The organism is Bradyrhizobium sp. ORS 285 (genome assembly GCF_900176205.1).
Lineage (GTDB): Bacteria > Pseudomonadota > Alphaproteobacteria > Rhizobiales > Xanthobacteraceae > Bradyrhizobium.
Genome location: NZ_LT859959.1, coordinates 4,541,681 through 4,563,047, shown reverse-complemented (window position 1 = coordinate 4,563,047; position 21,367 = coordinate 4,541,681). Strand labels below are relative to the sequence as shown.

General features: G+C 67.1%; 17 protein-coding genes. 7 read left to right on the top strand and 10 right to left on the bottom strand.

Annotated elements, in window-relative coordinates:
* The first annotated feature begins 73 nt into the window (after positions 1-73).
* The 3 genes from BRAD285_RS20645 to BRAD285_RS20635 are packed head-to-tail and all read left to right on the top strand — an operon-like array spanning position 74 to position 2,927.
* The gene (locus tag BRAD285_RS20645) at positions 74-1,837 is read left to right on the top strand and encodes an ATP-binding protein (protein WP_244422355.1); all 1,764 of its coding nucleotides are present in this window, start codon (positions 74-76) and stop codon (positions 1,835-1,837) included.
* A complete protein-coding gene (locus BRAD285_RS20640) occupies positions 1,830-2,525 on the top strand; it encodes a peptidoglycan-binding domain-containing protein (RefSeq protein WP_006614566.1) in 696 nt (231 codons plus the stop codon). Before BRAD285_RS20645 ends, BRAD285_RS20640 begins: the two co-directional genes overlap by 8 nt.
* Before the next feature lie 51 nt (positions 2,526-2,576).
* Positions 2,577-2,927 (top strand): DUF1491 family protein, encoded by a 351-nt coding sequence (locus BRAD285_RS20635; RefSeq protein WP_006614565.1) that lies wholly within the window; start codon positions 2,577-2,579, stop codon positions 2,925-2,927.
* Positions 2,928-2,934: 7 nt separating this feature from the next.
* On the opposite strand, the gene BRAD285_RS20630 is transcribed toward BRAD285_RS20635, so the two are convergent.
* Positions 2,935-3,891 carry a DUF2336 domain-containing protein gene (locus BRAD285_RS20630; RefSeq protein ID WP_006614564.1) on the bottom strand — a complete coding sequence of 319 codons (957 nt, stop codon included), beginning with the start codon at positions 3,889-3,891 and terminating at the stop codon, positions 2,935-2,937.
* Positions 3,892-4,287: 396 nt separating this feature from the next.
* On the opposite strand from BRAD285_RS20630, the gene BRAD285_RS20625 reads away from it, so the two are divergent.
* Both BRAD285_RS20625 and BRAD285_RS20620 read left to right on the top strand, forming a co-directional pair.
* Positions 4,288-4,476, top strand: coding sequence for a hypothetical protein (locus BRAD285_RS20625; RefSeq protein WP_006614563.1), 189 nt, complete (start codon positions 4,288-4,290; stop codon positions 4,474-4,476).
* Between the two features lie 28 nt (positions 4,477-4,504).
* On the top strand, positions 4,505-5,254 hold the full coding sequence (locus tag BRAD285_RS20620; protein WP_006614562.1) for a hypothetical protein: 750 nt from the start codon (positions 4,505-4,507) through the stop codon (positions 5,252-5,254).
* Positions 5,255-5,272: 18 nt separating this feature from the next.
* On the opposite strand, the gene BRAD285_RS20615 is transcribed toward BRAD285_RS20620, so the two are convergent.
* The 5 genes from BRAD285_RS20615 to BRAD285_RS20595 form a co-directional block, all read right to left on the bottom strand.
* Positions 5,273-6,763, bottom strand: coding sequence for an acetyl-CoA hydrolase/transferase family protein (locus BRAD285_RS20615; RefSeq protein WP_006614561.1), 1,491 nt, complete (start codon positions 6,761-6,763; stop codon positions 5,273-5,275).
* A 124-nt stretch (positions 6,764-6,887) separates the two neighbouring features.
* A complete protein-coding gene (locus BRAD285_RS20610; RefSeq protein ID WP_006614560.1) occupies positions 6,888-7,391 on the bottom strand; it encodes a CYTH domain-containing protein in 504 nt (167 codons plus the stop codon).
* 127 nt (positions 7,392-7,518) lie between these two features.
* A complete protein-coding gene (locus BRAD285_RS20605; protein WP_006614559.1) occupies positions 7,519-8,103 on the bottom strand; it encodes a DUF1254 domain-containing protein in 585 nt (194 codons plus the stop codon).
* On the bottom strand, positions 8,100-8,681 hold the full coding sequence (locus tag BRAD285_RS20600) for a DUF1214 domain-containing protein (protein ID WP_006614558.1): 582 nt from the start codon (positions 8,679-8,681) through the stop codon (positions 8,100-8,102). The genes BRAD285_RS20605 and BRAD285_RS20600 overlap by 4 nt, the downstream gene beginning before the upstream one ends.
* Before the next feature lie 15 nt (positions 8,682-8,696).
* Positions 8,697-10,979 (bottom strand): transglycosylase domain-containing protein, encoded by a 2,283-nt coding sequence (locus BRAD285_RS20595; protein WP_006614557.1) that lies wholly within the window; start codon positions 10,977-10,979, stop codon positions 8,697-8,699.
* Positions 10,980-11,300: 321 nt separating this feature from the next.
* Here BRAD285_RS20595 and BRAD285_RS20590 point away from each other — a divergent pair, with 321 nt between their 5' ends.
* Positions 11,301-11,813 carry a YcgN family cysteine cluster protein gene (locus BRAD285_RS20590; protein ID WP_035648309.1) on the top strand — a complete coding sequence of 171 codons (513 nt, stop codon included), beginning with the start codon at positions 11,301-11,303 and terminating at the stop codon, positions 11,811-11,813.
* 171 nt (positions 11,814-11,984) lie between these two features.
* Positions 11,985-13,568, top strand: coding sequence for an MDR family MFS transporter (locus BRAD285_RS20585; protein ID WP_006614555.1), 1,584 nt, complete (start codon positions 11,985-11,987; stop codon positions 13,566-13,568).
* Positions 13,569-13,989: 421 nt separating this feature from the next.
* On the opposite strand, the gene BRAD285_RS20580 is transcribed toward BRAD285_RS20585, so the two are convergent.
* The 4 genes from BRAD285_RS20580 to BRAD285_RS20565 form a co-directional block, all read right to left on the bottom strand.
* Positions 13,990-15,786, bottom strand: coding sequence for a hypothetical protein (locus tag BRAD285_RS20580; protein ID WP_006614554.1), 1,797 nt, complete (start codon positions 15,784-15,786; stop codon positions 13,990-13,992).
* 10 nt (positions 15,787-15,796) lie between these two features.
* A complete protein-coding gene (locus tag BRAD285_RS20575; RefSeq protein WP_006614553.1) occupies positions 15,797-17,914 on the bottom strand; it encodes an OmpA family protein in 2,118 nt (705 codons plus the stop codon).
* 274 nt (positions 17,915-18,188) lie between these two features.
* Positions 18,189-19,781, bottom strand: coding sequence for an MBL fold metallo-hydrolase (locus BRAD285_RS20570; protein WP_006614552.1), 1,593 nt, complete (start codon positions 19,779-19,781; stop codon positions 18,189-18,191).
* A 43-nt stretch (positions 19,782-19,824) separates the two neighbouring features.
* Complete coding sequence (locus tag BRAD285_RS20565; RefSeq protein WP_083846460.1) at positions 19,825-21,351, bottom strand: thymidine phosphorylase family protein; 1,527 nt, start codon at positions 21,349-21,351, stop codon at positions 19,825-19,827.
* Positions 21,352-21,367 lie beyond the last annotated feature (16 nt).

Genomic DNA, 21,367 nt, shown 5'->3' with positions numbered 1-21,367 from the left:
AGCCGTGAGTGTGTTGAGTATCATCCGCGATTGTCTTGATGCGTTGCTGCATCCATCGGCTCGAACTGATGCGATGACGCGCGCGCGCCATCGCGCCTTCATCGCGCCGCGGCTGCTGGGCAGCCTCGCCGCGTTCGCCGTGTTTCCCGCCTATCTCGCGATGCGCGGCGCACCGAGCGCGCTCGAGGTCGGCGCGCTTGCCTGGCTGATCGCACCCATTCTGCTGTCCTGGTATCTGTCGCGCACAGGACGCTACGAGAGCGCCTGCGCGCTGTCGTCGCTGGCGCTGTCGGCGCTGATCATGGCGGTGTCGATCGAGACCGGCGGCATCGAATCCTTTGCCGCGGTGTGGCTGATCGTCGTGCCTCTCGAGGCTGCGTTCTCGGCCTCGCGCCGCGTCGTCGTGTTCTCGGCAGCGCTCGCGCTGTCTTGTGCGCTGCTGTTGATCCTGATCGGCCATCTCGGCTGGCTGCCGAAGCCCGAGACCAATCCCGCCTTGCGGACCGCGCTGCTCGCCTTCGGCGTTGCCTCGGCCACGCTCTATGCGGCCGTGCTCGCCTTCGCCGCCGATACGCTCGCACGCACCAGCGTGACGCTGCTGTCGATGGAGGAAGAGCGCTATCGGCTGCTCGCGCGCAACATGAGCGATGTGATCTCGCGTCATCGCCGCAACGGCGCCGTCATGTTCATCTCGCCCGCGGCGGAGACGCTGCTCGGCACGCCGGTCGCGCAACTCCATGGTCACGGCCTGTTCGAGCGCGTTCACGTCGCCGACCGGCCGGCCTATCTCACGGCGCTGTCGCAGGCGGCCGGCGGCAGCGAAGCTTCGAGCGTCGAATTTCGGCTGCGGCGCGATGCGCCCGGCGAGGGCCGTGGCTCTCATCACGGCACTGATTTCATCTGGGTCGAGATGCGCTGCCGACCGCTCGACTACGCCGCCCAGACGCCGGCCGGATCGGAGCATGAGGTGGTCGCGGTCATGCGCGACGTCACTGATCGCAAACTGCAGGAGCAGGCGCTTGAGTTGGCGCGGAGCGCAGCCGAGCGCGCCGACGCGGCCAAGACGCGATTCCTCGCGACCATGAGCCATGAGCTGCGTACGCCGCTCAACGCCATCATCGGCTTCTCGGAAATGCTGATGCAGGAGCAGGTGCTCGTGCTCAACGCCGCAAGGCGGCGCGAATACGCGCAGCTGATCAATGATTCCGGCCAGCATCTGTTGTCGGTCGTGAACGGCATCCTCGACATGTCGAAGATGGAGTCCGGCAATTTCGAGCTGACGCCGGAGCCCTTCGCGCCGCGTGCCGCGCTGTTCAATTGCTGCAATCTGCTGGCGCTGCGGGCGCGGGAAAACGGCGTCGATCTGTCGGCAGATGCGCCGCACGATCTGCCGCTCATCACCGGTGATCCGCGCGCCTTCAAGCAGATCGTGATCAACCTCGTCTCCAACGCCATCAAGTTCACCGAGCGCGGTGGACGTGTCGCGGTGTCCGCCGGCGTTGACGGCGCGAACCTGCTGTTGCGAATCACCGACACCGGCGTCGGCATTGCCGCCGACGATCTGAAGCGCATCGGCGATCCGTTCTTCCAGGCGGGCAAGACTTACCAGCGTCGTCACGAGGGAACCGGACTCGGGCTGTCGATCGTCAAGAGCCTCGTGAACTTGCACGGCGGCGAAATGTCGATAGAAAGCAAGCTCGACGAGGGAACGACGGTCACGATCGCGCTGCCGATCAATTGCGTCGCCGAGGCGAGCACTGGCGCCACTGTCACGCCGCTCTCGCCCTCGCGGTCCGCCCAGGCCGGGCAGGTGATTCAGGTGAAGAAGAGTGCCTAGACGAGTTGCAGAGGATGATTCGGCGCCGCCGCGCCGTCGCAAGCGTGCTGCTGCCGCTGCCGCGGTGGTCGAAGCTGCCGACGAGCGCGGCTTTCTGATGCGCGCGATGCTCTACAGCCCCAAGGATCTCCTGGCCGGTCTTTTGGCCTGCGCAGCCGCCAGCGCGATCATCGTCAACGCCGTGTTCCTGCAATCGGGGCCGCATCCGGCGCCGATGTTCGGTTCCATCGTGACCATTCCGCCGGTGCTGACCAGTTCCAATCCGATGCCGCGCCCGAGGCCGGCGGAGGCGATCTCTCCGTTCGATCCGAAGGTGATCGAGACCCGGCCGCCCGAGGCCCGCGCGACCGAGCCGAAGGTGCCCGATCAGCGAACGGTTGATGCACGGCCGGATCAGAAATACGCCGATCCCCTGGCTGATCTCGTCCGATCCGTCAGCGGCGGTCAGGGCAACATCCCGCGGCCGCAGCCGACGCAGCAGGGCGGCAATGCCCGCCGTGTCGCGGCGGTTCAGCGCGCGCTGACCGAATATGGCTATGGCCAGCTGAAGCCGACCGGCATGATCGGCTCCGACACGCAGACAGCGATCCAGAAGTTCGAACGCGAGCGCAAGCTGCCGGTGACGGGCCAGGTGTCCGATCGCCTGGTGCGCGAGCTGGCAATTGTCATCGGGCATCCGATCGAATAGAGCAGGCCGGCGGCTGCGCATCGCGGTACGCATTCACCTGGCCGAACCATCATGCGGTTGAAGACGAGCATCTGGGTCAGCGCCTATCTGCGCCGCTGCCAGTCGGCCGGGGTGTTCGGCGCGATCAGCCATCGCGGTGCGGAGGAGGCGGGCGCCGTCTTCATCAAAGTCGCGCTGATGGATCGCACGGCTCAGCTCTACGTTCCCGCGCCGCAGACGGTCTACGACGACAGCCGGCCGATCGAACGCCTGTTCGTTGCCGCCTCGCCGCAGCCGATGCCGGAGTTCGAGGTCGACGAACGGCTGCGCAAGGAACTGCGTTTCGATCCCGACGCCTGGATCGTCGAGACCGAGGACAAGCAGGGTCGCCATTTCCTGGATCTCGCACCGGAGCAGCGTTAGCGCGAGTTCAGCGTTTGAAGCCGTCCGTTCCCGTGCGCACGATCGGCTTGGCCGGCGCAAGCGTGCCAGTCCGCGCACCGCCGCCCCGCACATGCTGCCGCTCATCGTCGTACAGCGTCGCCCGATGCTTGGCCCGCATGGCTGCGACGGCCGAGCCGCGCCACGCCGCCAGCATGACCAACGCCGCGCGCTCGCTCAGGCGCTCGTAGAAGCGCGACAGCCTGAACACGGTCTGCACGGACTGGCCCATCTCGGGCTTCAAGAACAGCAGCACGCGCTCGAACACCGGCGCGGGCATGCCCAGCGCCTTCGCGGCGCAGGCGAGCGGCTCTCCGCCTGAATCGTTCATCACCTCATGGGTGATGCGCGCGGGCAGGATCAGGCTTTCACCGAGCTCCATCGTGAAGGTCTCGACGTCGGCGTTGAAGGCGGCCATCTCCAGCGCTTCGATCGCGTGGCGGGCGCGATGCTGCGGGATCGGCGCGGCTGGCTTCAGCGGCGCGGTGGCGAGGTTCTCCAGGATCGTAATGCGCTCCTTCGAAGCGGCGCGCAGGAACATCTCGCTGAGCTCGGCCGCGTCTTTCGGCTGCATCGCGAGCCCTGCAGGCACAGCCTCGTCGCGTGCTGGCGCTTGGGGGCGAAGGGCAGGCGGAATCAAACCGGCGAGCGGCAGCATCGCTTCATCCTGCGCAGGACGCAGCCCGAGCCTTCTCAGGATCTCGATCGGCGTGCCCGGATAGATCGCAAGACGCGCACGAACGGCCGCGCGGGTCGTATCGTCGACATCATCGATGAGCCGCGACACCAGCTCGACGAATTGCCGCTCCTCATCGGCCGAATGCGTGCTCGCCTGGACATAGAGGTCGGTCAGCACGCGCAGCAAGGTCGGCTTGATGTCGACGCCTTCGCGACGCGAGAGCGTCAACAGCCCGTCGAAGCCGGGAAACAGCGATGATCTGGTCATGTCGGGTACGCAACTTCGGCAATCGTTGCGCCGATTAGACCGCAGTTGTTTTAATGGGCCGTTAAGGAAAACAATCGGTGAAGATCGGCCGAATTTTCCCGGTGAGACAAAGGCGCAACGCCCGCGTGCCATTTGCGCGACGTCTGCACGCGATCCGTGTTCCATCGCACCGCATTAAGATCCTCTTAACCACGTCCTGATCTTAATCGACCCGTTCGATGATCTCGCCTTGGCCTCGTCACGCCGCCGGCCTGATCTTCGCCGCGTTGGATGCCGCGTCGCCTGTTAGTGCGGCGGGCATTCTTGATCGTCAGTTTTGCGTGCTCTCTTGCCTGCGAAGTTCGGGCAACGGGGAGTTTTGGGGGGTAAGAACTTCGGGCACGAAAGAGAGTAGACATGGCGACCATCATTGAATTTCCGGCGGACATTGCGCGTCGTGCGCGGCCTGCCGTGACCGGCGCGCCGCAGGAGGGCATGGGAACGATCCTGATTCTCCCCGTCGTTCGGATCGAGCGCGAGAGCACGACCGACGATCGCGATCCCCGCGAGGGCACCGCTCCGAGCCGACGCCGGCGTCGCCGCTGACATCAGGGGAATGGGAATGCCGGACGTGATGGTTCGGGTCCGGCGAGCCGCTCCGGCCGTCGCACTCATTCTTTCCAGCAGTCTGCTCTGCGCCTGCAGCGGCGGCGATTTCGGCCGTACCCGCGCCGACATGCGCAACGACGACATGCACAAATGGATCGGAGCGGAAGCCACCGCCAGCGTGGGCGTCGCGCCATCGCAGTTCCAACTGACAGACAGCGAGCGTCAGTTGCGCGATCTCGCTTATCCGCTGATCGAGCCGCCGCATTCGCGCCCCGCCTGGAAGGCCGTGTTCGGCGACTATCAGCCCTCGGCGTCACCCTGGCGGCAGAAGGTCGTGTTCGATCGCACCGCCTATGGCCGCGCCTTGATCGACGAGCCGCATCGGTCGCATGCTTCGCGCTATGCGCAACTGACCGACGACGTCCGCGACGACCTCACGCGCTTCGAGCCGTTCTTTGCCTCCGCCATCCGCGTCATCGATCTCGACCGCAAGCGCGACGCCAGCATGAAGTACATGACCGAGCTGTCGCCGCGCGAGAAGGCCGATGCGGTCGCGCGCATGCAGGAGAACTCGCTGATCGTGCAGTGGGTGCAGATCTGCCTGGAGCAGCGCGTCTCGTCCTATCGCTGGGCGCTGGAGCGCCTGGTGCTGCAGGCGCCCGACGGAATGGCCGCCGAGGCCGATCGGCTGATCAGCGAGCTGGCCGCCCAGACCGCCAATCCGCCGGTGGCGGCGCGTCCCTACATCCAGCGGCCGCTGACGACGCGGGGATGATCGCCGGCCTCGCGACCGTCATTCCGGCCTGAGCAGGCGGAACGCCTCCTCGAGCAGATGCGGCGTGTGCTTGCCGGTGGCGTCGCGGCAGGCGCGCTCGAAATAATCGTCGAGCGCCGGCCGGAAGCGCGGATGCGCGGTGTTCTCGATGATGACGCGGGCGCGCTGCTTCGGCGACAGGCCGCGCAAATCGGCGAGGCCGCGCTCGGTGACCAGGATCTGCACGTCGTGCTCGGTGTGGTCGACATGCGTCACCATCGGCACGATGCAGGAGATGGTCCCGTTCTTGGCGGTCGACGGCGTCATGAAGATCGACAGATAGGCGTTGCGCGCGAAGTCGCCGGAGCCGCCGATGCCGTTCATGATGCTGCTGCCGCGGACATGCGTGGAATTGACGTTGCCGTAGATGTCGGCCTCGATCATGCCGTTCATCGCGATCACGCCGAGCCGCCGGATCACCTCGGGATGGTTGGAGATCTCCTGCGGCCGCAGCACGATGCGGTCGCGCAGGAACTCGATCTCGCGGTTGAACTCGATCGCGGCCTCCGAGCTCAGTGACAGCGCCGTCGCGGATGCCAGATCCATCCGGCCGGAGCGGATCAGATTGAGCATGCCGTCCTGCAGGACTTCTGTGTAGGCGGTCAGATGCGGGAAGGGGCCTTCATCGAGCCCGGCCATCACGGCGTTGGCGACATTGCCGACGCCGGATTGCAGCGGCAGCAGGTTGCGCGGCAGGCGGCCCTGTTTCACCTCGTGCGCGAAGAACTCGAGGATGTGTCCGGCGATCGCGTTGGAGACTTCGTCGGGCGCGGCGAAGGTCGTGTTGCGGTCCGGCGCATGGGTCTCGACGACCGCGATCACCTTGTCCGGATCGCAGCGATAGGTGGTCTCGCCGATGCGGTCGCCCGGCGACACGATCGGAATCGGCTTGCGATGCGGCGGCAGGCGAGTGCCGTAATAGACGTCGTGCATGCCGAGCAGCGCCGGGTTCATCCACGAATTGACCTCGATGATGACGCGGTCCGCCAGATCGAGCCAGGTCTTGTTGTTGCCGATCGAGGTCGATGGGATCAGCCGCCCGTCGGGCATGATGCCGGAGCATTCGATGACGGCGACGTCGAGGTGACCAAGAAAGCCGAACCACACGAACTGCGCGACATGGCTGAGATGCAGGTCGATGTAGTCGATGCTGCCGGCATTGATGCGCTGGCGGGTGATCGGATCGGACTGATAGGGCAGGCGCAGATCGATGCCGTTGGCCTTCGCGAGCGCGCCATCGAGCTCGGGGGCGGTCGAGGCGCCCGTCCATACGCCGATGCGGAACGGCTCGCCGCGCCCATGCGCCGCCTCGATGCGGCGGGCCAGCGCCAGCGGCACGGCCTTCGGGTAACCCGAGCCGGTGAAGCCGCTCATGCCGACATGGCTGCCCGGCTTGACCAGCGCGGCGGCATCATCCGCCGACATGATCTTGGCGCGCAGCGCCTGCGACATCACTTGCGATGAACTCATCCTGCCAACTCCGTGCGCGATCGTTCAGACCGCAAGTCCCGCACCCTTCAAGTCCCGCGCTGTTTAAGCTGGGCCTCTCGACGGCGGTTTGACAGGGGTCAAGGCTCGGCGGCCTTGGTGCCGGTTAAGGCCCTGCAACGCAGGCGCGGCGCAGCTCCCGGACCTTGGCGGCGCGCAGACGCTCGCTCAGCAGGTTGGCCTTGCTGTAGCGGGGATCGCCCGTGACTTCGTCGCCGACCCAGTCGGGCAACGTCACGACGGTCGTTTCGCTCAGTAGCTCGATCTCGGCGATGATGATGCCGTCGAGTTCGCCATGGTAGACGTCGACCTCCCAGATGCCGCTGTCCCCCGGCACGTAGTGGCGCGTCTTCTCCATGATGCGCCCCTCGCAATGCGCGAAGATCGCCTCCGCATGATCGCGCGGGATGTCGTATTCGAACTCTTCGCGCGACAGCCCGCGCCGGCCACTCTTCACGCAGAGCGTCGTTCGATTGCCGTAGCAGCGCACGCGAACCTTGAGGCCGTCCTGACGCGCGACGAGTCCGTCGCGAAGGTGTTCACTGTGCGTCGCCTGAGCCCGCCAGGCGTCGGTCCTGACGAGAAACTTTCGTTCGATTTCGAGGGGCATGACCTGCTGATAAGCGAAACTTCGCCGTCCTGAACCGTCATAGCAACGGAGCGCGATGAACACTATGCCACGAAGGATGAAGAGCGCGTTGTTGAATTGATCGAAGGTCCGCTTAGCGACGTACCATTCAGCGCTTGCCGCGCGGCTTTTCAGCCTTGGCGGGCGCCTCCGCCTGCACGCCGCAGGTGGCCGACGCAAGGGAGGCCTGCGCCTGGGGCATGAGGCCGGGTTCGGCCGCGAGCGCCTTCAACACGATGAGCCCCGTGGTCGTCGGCGAATCGATGATCAGCCGGTCGGCCGCGGTGACCTCCTCGTCCTCGGGCAGATCTTCGTGCTGGGCTTCGGTCATCAGGTCGAGCTCGATGACGCGCTTGCCCGCGGAGCGGTCGTTGATGGCGTAATAGGCGATCTCGTTGCGCGTGTAGAACGAGACCGACGTGTAAGCTTGGCTCACCGGCACCGTCAGCTTGATCGGCCCGTCTGAGAGGTCGTAGCGGCAGATCGCCATCGCGAAAGCCGGGTCCATGAACGGCATCGGCGAGTTGTTGGGATCGGCGAGCGGCAGCGGCGTGACTGCGTTGAGCTTGGTCATCGGCGTCAGGCGCGAATAGGCGTCCTGCGTCGAGATGCGGGGCAGGGCCAGCACGCTGACGAGATGGACGACGCCGCCGAGCAGCACGCCGACCAGAATCGTGAACAGCAGCCGGATCATGACGGGCAGCCCACGGTGGTGATCGCGGGCATCGGCGCATCGCGCTGGGTGCGCGTCGCGACGCCGACGGGAGTGTCGTACAACCGCAGCATCAGCGAATAGCGCTCGATGCCGCCGGTCGGCAGCCAATTGCCGGCGCGCGAGCGCGCGGCGACCCGGATTTCGAACGAGCCGTCGGCGCCGCGCACCAGCTCCTGGCTGGTGAAGCCGTAGCGTTGCAGCGTGTTGGCGACGAGATGGCCTTTGCGGTCGTACAGCGTGATCGTCCAGAAGCGCGCCGGTGGCGTCACGCCGCTGACGAGGATGTCGCAGCGGCCGTCGAGCGGCTTGTTCTTGTCGTCCTTGGTGGCGGTGAAGGCGACGCCGTCGCCGGTGCCGATCGGCAGCTCGCCGTTGCGGGTGATGGTGGCGCGCGCATAGGGGTCGACATCGGCGGTGCCGGTCTTCGGACGCGCGGTCCAGGCGCCGATCGTCAGCGTGCCGAACTCGGTGCCGCGGGTGGTGGTGATCCAGGTCGCGCCGACGCCGACGCCGGTGGCGATCAGCAGCGCGAGCAAGGTGATGAAGAGCAGCCGCACGGGAATTCGCTGTCGTCAGTTCTTGCGCAAGGCAGGGGTGGTCACGCTGTCGGCGGTGGCCGTGGCATAATTCTCGGGAAACGCCAGCGCACTCGACGACACCGGCTTGCCGGGCTTCTTCGGATCGGCAGGCGCAGCCTTCTCGGCGACGCGCGCGGCATCGTCCAGCATCTTCTCCACCTGCACCAGCACCTCGGCGCCGCGGCGCGTCAGGATCGGCGGCGGACCGGGCTTGATCTCCAGCGTCTTCGGCTGGCCAGCCTGCGCCATCGCCGCGGACGGCGGCTGCGGCGGCAGCTTCTCGCCCATGCCGACGCCGGGCAGCTCCTTGACCTCGACGCCCTGATGCGCGGCGACCATGATGTCGTGCCAGGTCTGCGCCGGCAGCGAGCCGCCGGTCATGCGGTTGGTCGGCGAATAATCGTCATTGCCGTACCAGACCGCGCAGGTGAAGTTGCCGGTGTAACCGACGAACCAGGCGTCACGATAGGCATTGGTGGTGCCGGTCTTGCCGGCAGTCGGAATGCCGTCGAGCGCGGCGCGGCGCGCGGTGCCCTCGCTGACGACGTGGCTCATCATGCCCGCCATGTCGGCGGCAACGGAGGCGGGGATCGCCTGCTTCGGCTTCGGCCCGTCGCGGTCCCAGCGCCACACCAAATCGCCGGCGCCGGTGCGCACCTCCAGCACGGAATGCGGCGTCACCGACCTGCCCTTGTTCGGGAAGGTCGCGTAGGCCACGGCATGCTCCAGCACCGTCACCTCGTCCGAGCCGATCGGCATCGACGGCGTGTCCGGCAGCGGCGCCTTGAGGCCGAAGCGGCGGGCGACCTCTACGATCTTGGCGCGGCCGGCCTTGGGGCCGTCCTTGCCGCCGAGCGCGATCGACAGCTTCACCGGCACGACGTTGATCGAGCGCGTGATGGCCTGGGTCAGCGTCACCGAGCCGGAATAGGAGTGGCCATAGTTCTGCGGGCACCAATTGCCGATGCAGACCGGGCCGTCGACCACAATCGAGGTCGGCTTGAAGCCGTTGAGCAGGGCGGTGGTGTAGACATAAGGCTTGAACGACGAGCCCGGCTGGCGGTAGGCGTCGGTGGCGCGGTTGAACTGGCTCGCGCCGTAGTCGCGGCCGCCGACCATGGCGCGAATACCGCCGTCGAGATCGGACACCACGGTCGCGGCCTGGGTCGCGTGATAGTCGCGGCCGAACTGGCGCAGCTGGTTCTCGATCGCCTCGTCGGCGGCGTGCTGCACGGTCATGTCGATCGAGGTCCGCACCACGAACACGCGCTCGGTATAGGACTTCGGGAACGTGTCGACCAGCTTGCGCATCTCGTCGAAGGCATAGTCGAGGAAGTAGTTCGGCGAGCTTTCGTCGCGACGGTCGACGGCGAAGGCCGGGTTGCGGCGGGCGCCGAACACCTGGCCCTCGGTCATGAAGCCGGCATCGACCAGATTGTCGAGCACGACGTTGGCGCGGGCGCGGGCGGCGGGCAGGTTGATGTGCGGGGCGAACTTGGTCGGCGCCTTGAACAGGCCGGCCAGCATCGCGGCTTCCGACAGGTTGATGTCGCGCACCGACTTGTTGAAGTAGAAATGCGCCGCGCCGTCGACGCCGAAGGTGCCGCCGCCCATATAGGCGCGGTCGAGATACAGCTTGAGGATCTCGTTCTTGGTCAGGCGGGTTTCGAGCCAGATCGCCAGGAACGCCTCGTTGACCTTGCGCTCGATGGTGCGCTCGTTCGACAGGAACAGGTTCTTGGCGAGCTGCTGGCTGATCGAGGAGCCGCCCTGGCGGACGCCGCCGGCCTGGGCGTTGGTCACGAGCGCACGCGCGAGGCCGGGGAAGTCGATGCCGAAATGGTCGTAGAAGCGGCGGTCCTCGGTCGCGAGCGTCGCCTTGATCAGATTGTCCGGGAAGTCTTCCAGCGGGATCGAGTCGTTGTGCTTGATGCCGCGGCTGCCGATCGGGTTGCCGTAACGGTCGAGGAAGGTGACCGCGAGATCGGACTTCTTCAGCCAGTCCTCGTCGGCGGTCTCCCGGAACGCCGGGATGGCCAGCGCCAGCATCAGCACCAGGCCGCCGAGGCCGATGGTGGCCGCCTCCGACAGCGGCTCGACGAACACCCAGCGCTTCCAGCCGCCGACATAGAAGCGGTCCATGAACGCCGAGTAGCGCTCGTAGAGTTCGCGGGTGCCGCGCAGCGAGGAGAACAGCGCCGAATCGAATCGGGCGTCGAGATCCAGGCGGAAATTGTTGATCCGCTTCTTCCAATCGTCTGGAATGATCTGCCGCACGGGAACCCTGGTCGTTTCGAAAGCGTGTCAGCGGGCTTCGAAAGCACTCAGCATGGGGGCTGGGGGCCATCGAAGGGTCTTGCGCGTATGTTGCGGCAAACCCAAGGCACCGGGCTGGATGGCCCTGCACACGCCGCCGGAGTGACTCAAGCCTCTTGTGTAGCCGATATCTAGCTGAGCAGGTGGCACAAACCAACGGGTTCCCGTCACAATTTGATGCACAAAGCTAACGTGCTTGATGAACCGCCGCGTGCGCCCCTTGCGCGTGAAGGGGCCGGGCACCTAGATGGCGGCCACGCCGCGCCCCCTTGGAATCGCCCGATGACCGCACCGCTGAAACGTCCCTCGGGCCAGGAGGGAATGTTCTGGAAAACCAAGACCTTGGAGGAGATGTCGGAGGCGGAATGGGAAAGCCTGTGCGACGGCTGCGGGCGCTGTTGCCTCGAGAAGCTCGAGGACGAGGATACCGGCGACATCTACTTCACCCACATTTCCTGCAAGCTTCTGGATGCCGGCCTATGTGCCTGCAAGGACTACCCGAACCGCTCCGAGCAGGTGCCCGACTGCGTTCGCCTGACGCCTGAGAATGTCCGTACCATCACCTGGCTGCCGCCGAGCTGCGGCTACCGGCTGGCGGCGGAGGGACGCGACCTCTATTGGTGGCACCCGCTGATTTCGGGCGATCCTCAGACGGTGCATGAAGCCGGCGTGTCCGTGCGCGGCCGGGTCGAGGGCACCGAGGACGACGTTCCCGACGACCAGCTCGAGGATCACATCGTGCAATGGCCGGTGCTGCTGCCCAAGCGCGCCAAGCTCAAGCGCCGGCCAAAATAGGCGCGATCACTTCGCACGCGCAGCAAGTCACGATGGTGCGACCAGTCCCGTGCTGTCGGGATACACCCATGCGCACGGCCCGCTGCCGCAAGGGAAAATTATGCCTTAAGTAGTTCGCTATCTGGCGAATCTGCGCGGCGTTGGCCGCGCGCGGCGTAGCAATTTATCCCCATGAACAAGTTTGATCGGCAGAGCCATTACCCTGCCGCGTCCCCATCCTTGCCCGAGGAGCTCGCAGCCGAGCTGCCGGCGATCCCGCCGCAGGTGCAGGCGATCGAAGATGCGCCGCCGCTCGCGGCCCAGGTGCCGCTGACGCAGGCCGAGGTCCGCACCATCCTGATGAGCCTGCTGCTGACGATGTTCCTGGCCGCGCTCGACCAGACCATCGTCGCGACCGCGCTGCCGACCATCGGCCGCGAGTTCCAGGATGTGACCAATCTCTCCTGGGTGATCACGGCCTATCTGCTGGCCTCGACCGCCGTCGCGCCAGTGTTCGGCACGCTGTGCGACATCTATGGCCGGCGCTCGATGATCATCACCGCGCTCAGCCTTTTCGTGGTCGGCTCGGTGGTCTGCGCGCTCGCGCCGAACATGCCGGTGCTGATCCTTGCCCGCGGCCTGCAGGGCCTCGGCGGCGGCGGCATCATGCCGGTCGTGCAGACCGTGATTTCCGACGTGGTCAGCCCGCGCGAGCGCGGCCAGTACCAGGCCTATTTCAGCGGCGTCTGGCTGCTGGCGGGGCTGTTGGGTCCGGTGATCGGCGGGTTCTTTGCCGATCACCTGCACTGGTCGATGATCTTCTGGATCAACGTTCCCCTGGCAATCGCGGCGCTGGCGCTGCTGCTGCCCAAGATGGGCCGGCTGCCGGTCTATCACCGGCTGCGCAAGGTCGACTGGGCCGGCGGGCTCTTGCTGATGGCTTCCGCCGTCGTGTTCATGCTGGTGCTGACCTGGGGCGGCCATAAGCTGGCCTGGCTGTCGCCGACCATCCTGGCGATGATCGGCAGCGCCGTGGCTCTGGGCCTCGCCTTCGTCTGGCACGCCAAGCGGGCCGACGAGCCGTTCCTGCCGTTGTCGCTGATGGGCGGCACCGTCGTGCCCTATGGCATGCTCGCGAGCGGCTGCGCGCTGGGCGCACTGATCGGCCTGACCGTGCACCTGCCGCTCTACTATGAGCTGGTCTATCACCTGACGCCGAGCCAGGCCGGCCTCGGCCTCATCCCGATCGCGGCGATCTCGACCTTTGGTGCTGCGATCGCCGGCCGTACGATGGCGCGCGTCAAGCATTACAAGCGCGTCGCCATTGTCGGGACGTTGATCGGCACGATCGCCGCCGCTGTCATGACGGTGACGACCCCGTCGCTGTGGGTCTTGATGGTGCTGCTGTCGGTGTTCGGCATCGGCCTCGGCACCGCGTTTCCGATCTCAGTGGTGTCGCTGCAGAACGCGGTCGACCGCTCGCAGATCGGCACCATCACCGGCGCCATGAACTTCTTCCGCTCGATGATGTCCTCGTTCACGGTGGCAGCCTTCAGCGCCATCCTGTTGATGGTGCTCGGCGCCGACATCTCGCTCGCCGAGGGCGCCCACGGCGCCGTCAGCGGTATTGCGGAGGCCGACATGATCCACGCCTTCCGCTTCGTCTATGCTGCGGCCACGCTCATGCTGGCCTGCGCCTCGGTGTGCATGATCCTGATGGAGGAGCGCCCGCTGGCCGGCCCGTCGCGCAACGAGCCGGTGGAGCTGGCTGAGTAGAGGCGTAGGGTGGGCAAAGGCGCCGGGCAGGGCGGATGTTTGAGTCTTGCTGTCGCGCGCCGTGCCCACCATTGTCCAGCACGGCAAGCGGCAAGACGGTGGGCACGGCGCCACCGCGACTTCCCGTGAGGAGAGCGCACGGCAGCGCCTTTGCCCACCCTACAGACCGTGCGCTGTCTGCTACTCGCTGTACATCGGAGGGTGAGCGCGGTGCCAGCGATTGCGCCCTCTCCCCTTGCGGGAGAGGGCATGTACGGCCTGTCCACATGCGCGCTTGGGTGAGGGGTTCTCTCCGCGAGTAGCGTTCGCCGAAAGATACCCCTCACCCAACCGAGCTTGCACAGCGACCTTGCATGCCCTCTCCCGCAAGGGGAGAGGGCGCCGTAGCTGCCAGCGCGCTGGGACTTGGCTGATGGTCGTCCTACTCGCGCGGCTGCACCACCTCGATGTTGTCCTGCCCACGTGAGCCGTCGTCGAGCGACGATTTCACCAGGCCTGCTTCGGCGCGCCTGGAGAACTCCGTCGTTCCGCCGCTGGCCAGCTCCTTCGCCTGCGAGATCCATTGCTCGCGCTCGATCCGGCCTGCAAAGGCCAGATACGAGCCCACCCATTTGGCGTGCTCGTTTGTCCAGGCAGCGACCTGATCGAAGTGCCAGATGCCGAGGCCATGCAGCCGCGCCTCGTTCTGCTTGCCGATGCCCTTGATCAGCTTGAGGTCGTCGGCCTGTCCGCCACGGGGCGCGGCGAGGCCGAGCGGCCGGCTGCCGGCGTGGGCGTCCTCGTTCTCGACCGGCGGCATCAGCGCCGGCAGGTGGGCCAGGAGGTAGCGGGCCTCGTCTTCGCTCAGCGGCGCGTCGGCCTGGTCGTCGATGGTGATCGCGCCGGATTTCACCGCGGTCGAATGCGCGGTGTCGAGGCCGGCAGCGAGCAGCTTGGCCTGCGCGATCCAGTGCTCGCGCTCGATGCGGCCGGGGAAGGCCATGTGGTGGCCGACCCACTCGGCATGCGCCGGCGACCACTCGGCGATCTGGCTGAAATGATGCACGCCGATGTCGTTGAGGATGGCCTCGTTCTTCGGTCCGATGCCCTTGATGAGCTTGAGATCATCGGCCGCGCCATCGGGAGCAGGCAGGGCCGGGGGCCGGCCATCACCACCGGCGCCATTGCTGTTGTCCGGGGCAGGTTCTGCCGCCGACGCGGCGACCTCGGCGGCGAGGCGATCGGCCTCCGCGCTGGCTGCGGCGTCTGCGGCGAGACGCTCGGCCTCGACCTTGGCGGCCGCTTCGGCAGCCAGGCGATCCGCTTCGGCTTTGGCCGTGGCCTCCGCGGCCAGGCGTGCAGCCTCCGCCTCGGCCTTCGCGACGGCCTCGGCGGCAAGGCGTTCAGCTTCCGCCTTTGCCGCAGCTTCCGCAGCAGCACGGTCGGCTTCGGCTTTTGCGGCGGCCTCAGCGGCGAGACGATCGGCCTCGGCCTTCGCAGCAGCTTCGGCGGCAAGACGGTCCGCTTCGGCCTTTGCGGCAACCTCGGCAGCAAGCCGGTCGGCTTCTGCCTTCGCAGCAGCCTCGGCGGCAAGCCGGTCGGCCTCGGCTTTTGCGGCAACCTCGGCAGCAAGCCGGTCGGCTTCTGCCTTCGCAGCAGCCTCGGCGGCAAGCCGATCGGCCTCCGCCTTCGCAGCAGCTTCGGCAGCAAGACGGTCGGCCTCTGCCTTTGCAGCAGCCTCAGCGGCGAGGCGGTCGGCTTCGGCCTTCGCGGCAGCTTCAGCAGCGAGCCGGTCGGCCTCCGCCTTCGCTGCGGCCTCCGCAGCCAGGCGATCGGCTTCGACTTGGGCTGCGGCCTGGGCGGCGGGCGACGGGCTGTCCGCCCACGGACGGGCGGGGGCAGGTGCCGTGAACGCGGCGACGTTGCCCGGGCCGCCCGGGGACATCGCGCTGGAGTCACCGATCCCGACATACTCCTTCAGCTGTCCGCCGACGAGGCAGCCGACGACGTAACCCCCGACCATCAGCAGCGCGACCTCGAGCCACAGCCCGGCGCGGCCGGGCAGCACGCTCAGCATCGCCATCAGTGCGCCGATGAGGAAGGCCAGAATGGCCGGCAACAGCCACGTTCTCATCCAGTCCGGTTGCTTCGCATCCGACCAGGTACGCCAGCCGACGAAGCCGCCGATGATGATGGCGAGCAGGATCCAGAAGAAGAACGTCGTCAGGTCGTACATCATGATGTAAGCCTCACTTCACGACGAATTCGATGCGGCGGTTCTGCGCGCGGCCTTCCGCGCTGTCGTTGGAGGCGACCGGTCGGTTCTGGCCGTAGCCTTCCGAAGTCATACGCGACGTGTCGATGCCGGCCTCGCTGATGTAGCTCACCACCGCCGCCGCGCGCCGCTTCGAGAGGTCGATATTGTCAGCTTCGTCGCCGACATTGTCGGTATGGCCTTCGATCGCGATCTCCGCCTCCTTGCAGCGCTGCGCCACGTCGACGATGTGGTCGAGCAGCGCCAGCGACTCGCGGCTGAGCTCGGCGCTGCCGGTCGCAAAGCGGATGCGGCCCTTGGCGAGCAGGCCCTCGAACGCCGGCTGGCATTCGGCCAGGGGAAGCGGCGGGCTCTCCGGCTTGACCCCGATCTTGACCTCGTCGAGCTTGAGATTGCCGCTCGCGTCGGCAAGCTCTTTGCGCACCTGATCGGCTGACTTGTCGTAGATGGCGAGCGCGTCGACCGAAAGGGTCGCGTCCTTCGCCGTCAGCGAGCCGGACCACAGCCGCGCCAGGGCCGGGAATGTCGCCGTCAGCGACTTGACGAAATCCTTCGGCGCGCCGTCGGCGACCTTCAAACTATCCTCGACCGTCTCGGTGACGAAGGCCGAGCTGGCCGCACTAATGAGATCGCGGCGTGCCGCATCGTCGGGCACATAGCCGCTCAGCCGGACGCGGCCGTCCTGCTTCTGCAGACTGAAGGCGTAAGGCGACACCGGGCCGTCGCGCACGTCGACGGCGGCAAGCGTGAACGGCGCAGGCAGCGCGCCGGCCAGTTGCTCGCGGACCGCAGCGCCGGTGACATTGGCGAGCCCGACGCCGCTGATCGAGACCTGCGTGTCGTTGATCTCGGCGCGGCCGCCCGAGAGCTTGGCGAGCTGTTGTAGCAGGCTGGCACCGACCTTGGCGACGTCGCCGTCGGGGGCGCCGCGCGCGATGCCGATGGCGCTCTTGATCGGCTTGCCGTCGAACTGACCGGTCGCCGCGCCCATGACGACCTCGCGACTGGCTGCGCTGGGCGCGAGACCCGCAAGGCTCACGCCGGTGCCGTCGAACTCGGCCGTCCAACGATACGGCTTCATCTCCGGCGGCAGGATGTCCGCCTTGGCGAGCGTCAGCCCGGCCGGCAGCTTGCCGACGCCGGCGATGGCCTCGTCGTAGGCGGCAGAGGAGGGCGCCTCGCCGGTGATCGTGTAGGTGGCGTCTGAGATGACGACGCGGCCCGTGCTCAGCCGCGCCAGCTCGGCGAGCGCGTAAGCCGTGTAGGCGCTGAAATCCCCGGATGGCGCGCCGCGCGCGATCTGCATCTGATGGATCACCGACGACCCCGGCCAGGCCTTGGCAGCAGTCCCCTCGAGCGCGCGCCTGACGTCGTCGGTCGGCACGACGCCGGACATCACGACCGCTTTGTCATCCCGCACCGCGCTCCAGATGAAGGGCTTCGCCTCCGGCGGCAGGATCGCGACCTTGTCGAGCACCGCGCCGCTCGGCAGCTGCCGCGTCGCGGCAATAGCCGTCTCATAGACATCAGACGAGGCGGCCGTGCCCGCGATCGAATAGGACTTGTCCGCGAGCGAGAAGGCACCCCCATTGAGCTTGGCGGCTTGGGCCAGGCCATGGCCTGCGATGGCGGCAAAGTTGACCGGAGCACCCAGGGCATAGCCCAGCCGATCGACAACCTCGCCGCCACCGGCCGCGCGGGCCGCGCCGAGCACGGCCTGACGGACCGCCGGCGTCGGCACGCCGCCTTCGAGCACGAGCTGGTTGCCGTTGCGTGCGGCGCGGAAAGCATAGGGTTTGGGTGTCGGCAGCTTGTCGTAGCTGTCATCGACCAGGCGGACGCCGTTAACGGCCGCCGCGTCACCCAGCCGCTCCGACTGGTCGGCGCTGAACTCGGGCCCCTCGATGCGAACGTCGCGGCCGGCGACCGAGACCTTCAGCGCCGCGGCGGTATCGGGTGCGGCTGCCGCGACGGCGGCGCGCGCTCGCGGTGCAATATCATCTTCGACACTTGCGGTCTTGAAGCTTACCGCCGCCAGCCAGAGCACGGCGACAGCAATCAGTCCCGTCCACCATTTCGATGGTTGATGCATGTGAGAGCCCCCGTTTCCCCACCTGCGCCGGGTTCACCCGGATCGTGCCGTTGTCGTGAACCACCCGTCGAGCGTAACAGAATAGTTCCCGGAGACCAGCCGTCTGCGCGTTGTGCCGTTTCCTATTCACAAGCTCAGATGGCGTCTTTTTCGGCAGCCGTGCTCGCGGCTCGCTTGTCGATCAATGTTTGTCTGATCGGACGAGGGTGCGATCGAACTGTGACCGTTCGACGACGAAGCTTCTGCCCCCGTCTTCACGCCGCCGTGCGGAGCCTCACTCCTCCAGCGCCCGCCTGAGGCGGCGGATGATGACGCCGCGGGCGCGGTCATCGGCGGCCTGCTCGATGCGCGCATGGATGTCGAGCAGCAGGCCCGACATGTCGTTGTGCCAATCGAGCCGGGTAACGGCCTCCGGCGCGAGCCGGCGCCTACGGGCGACGTCGAGCAGCGTCGGCACCGCGTTGGTCAACTCATAGACGTCGTCGAGCAGGGGCGAGAACACCTTGGCCGACGGCACGATCCGCTCGCCGACGCGCGTCGCCAATGCGGCGATCGCCGCCTCCTCGCCATGGGACAAAAAGAGTCCGCGCGCGATTGGACGGCGTGCCGCGATCCAGCGCGCGATCTCGGCGCCGTCGGCGTGGCCGGAGTAATCGTCGATCATGCGGATGCGGGCGCCGACCTTGATCTCCTCGCCCTGGATGCGCACCGCCTTGACGCCGTCCTGCAGGAAGCGGCCGAGCGTGCCGTTGGCCTGGTAGCCGACCAGCAGCACGGTGGCGCGGTTATTCCACAGCCAGCGCTTGAGATGATGACGGATGCGCCCGGCGTCGCACATGCCGCTGGCGGCGATGATGATGTGAAAGCCGGTCAGCTTGGCGATCGCCTTGCTCTCGTCGACAGTCTCGGTGAAGCGCAGATGCGGCGAGGACAGCAGGCGGCCGACAGCGCTGCCGCCGTCGAGGCTCTCGGTGTGCGCGCGAAACACCTCGGTGGCGTGGATGGCGAGCGGCGAGTCCAGGAAGATCGGCGCCGCTGGAATCTCGCCTTGCTCCATCAGCCCGACGAGATCGACGATCAGCTCCTGCGTCCGCTCGACCGCGAAGGCCGGGATCAGCAGCGCGCCCCTGGCTGCTGAGGCGTCGCGCACCTCGCCGGCCAAACGACTCCGGCGTTGCTCCGGCGTGATCGGCTCGCGGATGCGGTCGCCATAGGTGGCTTCCGAGATCACGTAGTCGAAGCCCTCCGGCGCCTTCGGGTCGGGCTGCAGCAGCTTGGCGTCGGGGCCGACGTCGCCTGAGGCGAGCAGGCGCAGCGGCGCGCCGCTGGTGCTTTGTCCGACGAATTCGATCTCGATCGAGGCGGAGCCTAGCAGGTGCCCGGCATTCCAATAGCGGGCGCGCACGCCGGGGATGATGTCTGTCCAGGTCTCATAGGGCACCGCTTGAAAATATTGCAGCGAGGCGATTGCGTCGGCCTGGGTGTAGATCGGGCTGACCTCGTCGCGGCCGCGCGCGATGTTGCGGCGGTTCAGCGCCAGCACCTCCTGTTCTTGGATGTTGCCGGCGTCGGGCAGCATCCAGGAGCACAGATCGATGGTGCCGCGCGTGGCGAAGATCTTGCCGTCGAAACCCATCCGCACCAGCTTCGGCAGCAGGCCGCTATGGTCGATATGCGCATGCGTCAGCAGCACGGCATCGATGTCGTGGGGGCGAAACGGGAAGTCGCCGTAGTTGAGCTCCTTCAGCGTCTTCTGGCCCTGGAACAGGCCGCAATCGATCAGGATCTGGCCCTGGTCGGTCCGGACCAGATAGCAGGAGCCGGTCACGGTATGCGCGGCGCCGCAGAAGCGAAGGCTGACACTCATGCGGCAATCTCCAGGGAATGGGGAGCGCTACGACAATGGCTCGTCACGGCCGGCCGTCTGCGAATGCGTAGCCGTGGTTGGCGGCAGCGGCCGCCGCAGCGAGATCATGCTCCGACGGATCGCAGGTGAACACGCGGTAGAGTGGCTCACCTTGCTCGACGCGGTCGCCTATCTTCTTGAACAGCCTGATGCCGGAGCCTTTGTTGACCGGCGCGCCGGCCGTGCGGGCCAGACGGTTGAGCCGCAGGCAGTCGATCGCGGACACGATGCCGTCGTGCTCGGCCCTGACGTCGAAGGCGAGATCGCCGAGCTCGCTGCGGCACTCGGACGGCCCCTGCGCATCGATGATCTTCAGCATCTGCTTCAGCGCCGCGCCGCTGTCGAGCAGCTCGCGCGCCCTTGCATAGCCGGCGCCGCCGCGCAGCTTCGGATCATATTCGAGCAGATGCGCGGCGAGCCGCAGCGACTTCTCGCGCAGGTCGGCCGGCGCCGTGGGCTCGTTGCCCAACACGGCCATCACGTCGCGCGCCTCCAGCACCGGGCCGATGCCGTTGCCGATCGGCTGGCGGCCGTCGGTCGTGATCACCTCGACCTTGAGGCCGAAACGGTCGCCGACGAACTCGAACAACTTGCGCAGCCGCATCGCTTCCGCGCCGCTGGTGAGCTTGGCCGTCGGCCCGACCGGCAGGTCGAGCAGGAGATGCGTCGAGCCGGCGGCGAGCTTCTTGGAGAGGATCGAGGCGACCATCTGCTCGCGGGTGTCGAGGCTGAGCGGCCGCTCGACCGAGATCAGGATGTCGTCGGCCGGCGACAGATTGACGTGGCCGCCCCAGATCACGCAGCCATTGCAGGCCGCGACGATCGATTTCATCTCCTCGGCGCCGACATTGACCCGCGCCAGCACCTCCATCGTGTCGGCGGTGCCGGCCGGCGAGGTGATCGCGCGCGACGAGGTCTTCGGGATGGTCAGGCCATGGGCGGCGACGATCGGCACCACCACCATGGAGGTGCGGTTGCCGGGAATGCCGCCGATGCAGTGCTTGTCGACCACCACGGGCTCAGGCCATTTCAGCTGGGTGCCGGCATTGGCCATCGCGCGCGTCAGCGCCAGCAGCTCGCCCGAGCTCATGAAGCTCGCCGAGCCGATCAGGAAGGCCGCGATCTCCATGTCCGAGTAGCGGTAGTGGGCGAGGTCGTCGATCACCGCCGCGATCGCCTGATCGCTCAAGGTCTCGCCGCGAATCTTGGCGCGGACGGATTCCAGGCTCTCGGGCGGGGTCGCCGGCGACACCGTGGCGAGCGTGCCGGTCGGCTCGGCGAAACGCCGCAGCGCCGGCTCCGACAGGCCGATCTCGTCGGGCCCGACCAGGGCGTCGTCATCGGTGATCAGCAGGGTGGCGAGCAGGGTGCGTGAATTGCAGCGCAGCTCGACGCGGGAAAAGCCGCTGAACACCTCTGGCCGCAGCGCGCGCGAGCGCCGTGAGATCACGACGACGTTCTCGCGCCCGGTATCGAGCGCGACGCTGCGGATCTTGAGCTGGGGGCGGGCGGGATCTGATGCGGCGGTCATGGTGATCAGGATAAAC

Bases quoted from the DNA above. Each gene is read 5' to 3' on its own strand.
- BRAD285_RS20645 (WP_244422355.1), top strand. From the start codon at position 74: ATGACGCGCGCGCGCCATCGCGCCTTCATCGCGCCGCGGCTGCTGGGC.
- BRAD285_RS20635 (WP_006614565.1), top strand. From the start codon at position 2,577: ATGCGGTTGAAGACGAGCATCTGGGTCAGCGCCTATCTGCGCCGCTGC.
- BRAD285_RS20630 (WP_006614564.1), bottom strand. From the start codon at position 3,891: ATGACCAGATCATCGCTGTTTCCCGGCTTCGACGGGCTGTTGACGCTC.
- BRAD285_RS20625 (WP_006614563.1), top strand. From the start codon at position 4,288: ATGGCGACCATCATTGAATTTCCGGCGGACATTGCGCGTCGTGCGCGG.
- BRAD285_RS20620 (WP_006614562.1), top strand. From the start codon at position 4,505: ATGGTTCGGGTCCGGCGAGCCGCTCCGGCCGTCGCACTCATTCTTTCC.
- BRAD285_RS20615 (WP_006614561.1), bottom strand. From the start codon at position 6,763: ATGAGTTCATCGCAAGTGATGTCGCAGGCGCTGCGCGCCAAGATCATG.
- BRAD285_RS20610 (WP_006614560.1), bottom strand. From the start codon at position 7,391: ATGCCCCTCGAAATCGAACGAAAGTTTCTCGTCAGGACCGACGCCTGG.
- BRAD285_RS20605 (WP_006614559.1), bottom strand. From the start codon at position 8,103: ATGATCCGGCTGCTGTTCACGATTCTGGTCGGCGTGCTGCTCGGCGGC.
- BRAD285_RS20590 (WP_035648309.1), top strand. From the start codon at position 11,301: ATGACCGCACCGCTGAAACGTCCCTCGGGCCAGGAGGGAATGTTCTGG.
- BRAD285_RS20585 (WP_006614555.1), top strand. From the start codon at position 11,985: ATGAACAAGTTTGATCGGCAGAGCCATTACCCTGCCGCGTCCCCATCC.
- BRAD285_RS20580 (WP_006614554.1), bottom strand. From the start codon at position 15,786: ATGATGTACGACCTGACGACGTTCTTCTTCTGGATCCTGCTCGCCATC.
- BRAD285_RS20575 (WP_006614553.1), bottom strand. From the start codon at position 17,914: ATGCATCAACCATCGAAATGGTGGACGGGACTGATTGCTGTCGCCGTG.
- BRAD285_RS20570 (WP_006614552.1), bottom strand. From the start codon at position 19,781: ATGAGTGTCAGCCTTCGCTTCTGCGGCGCCGCGCATACCGTGACCGGC.
- BRAD285_RS20565 (WP_083846460.1), bottom strand. From the start codon at position 21,351: ATGACCGCCGCATCAGATCCCGCCCGCCCCCAGCTCAAGATCCGCAGC.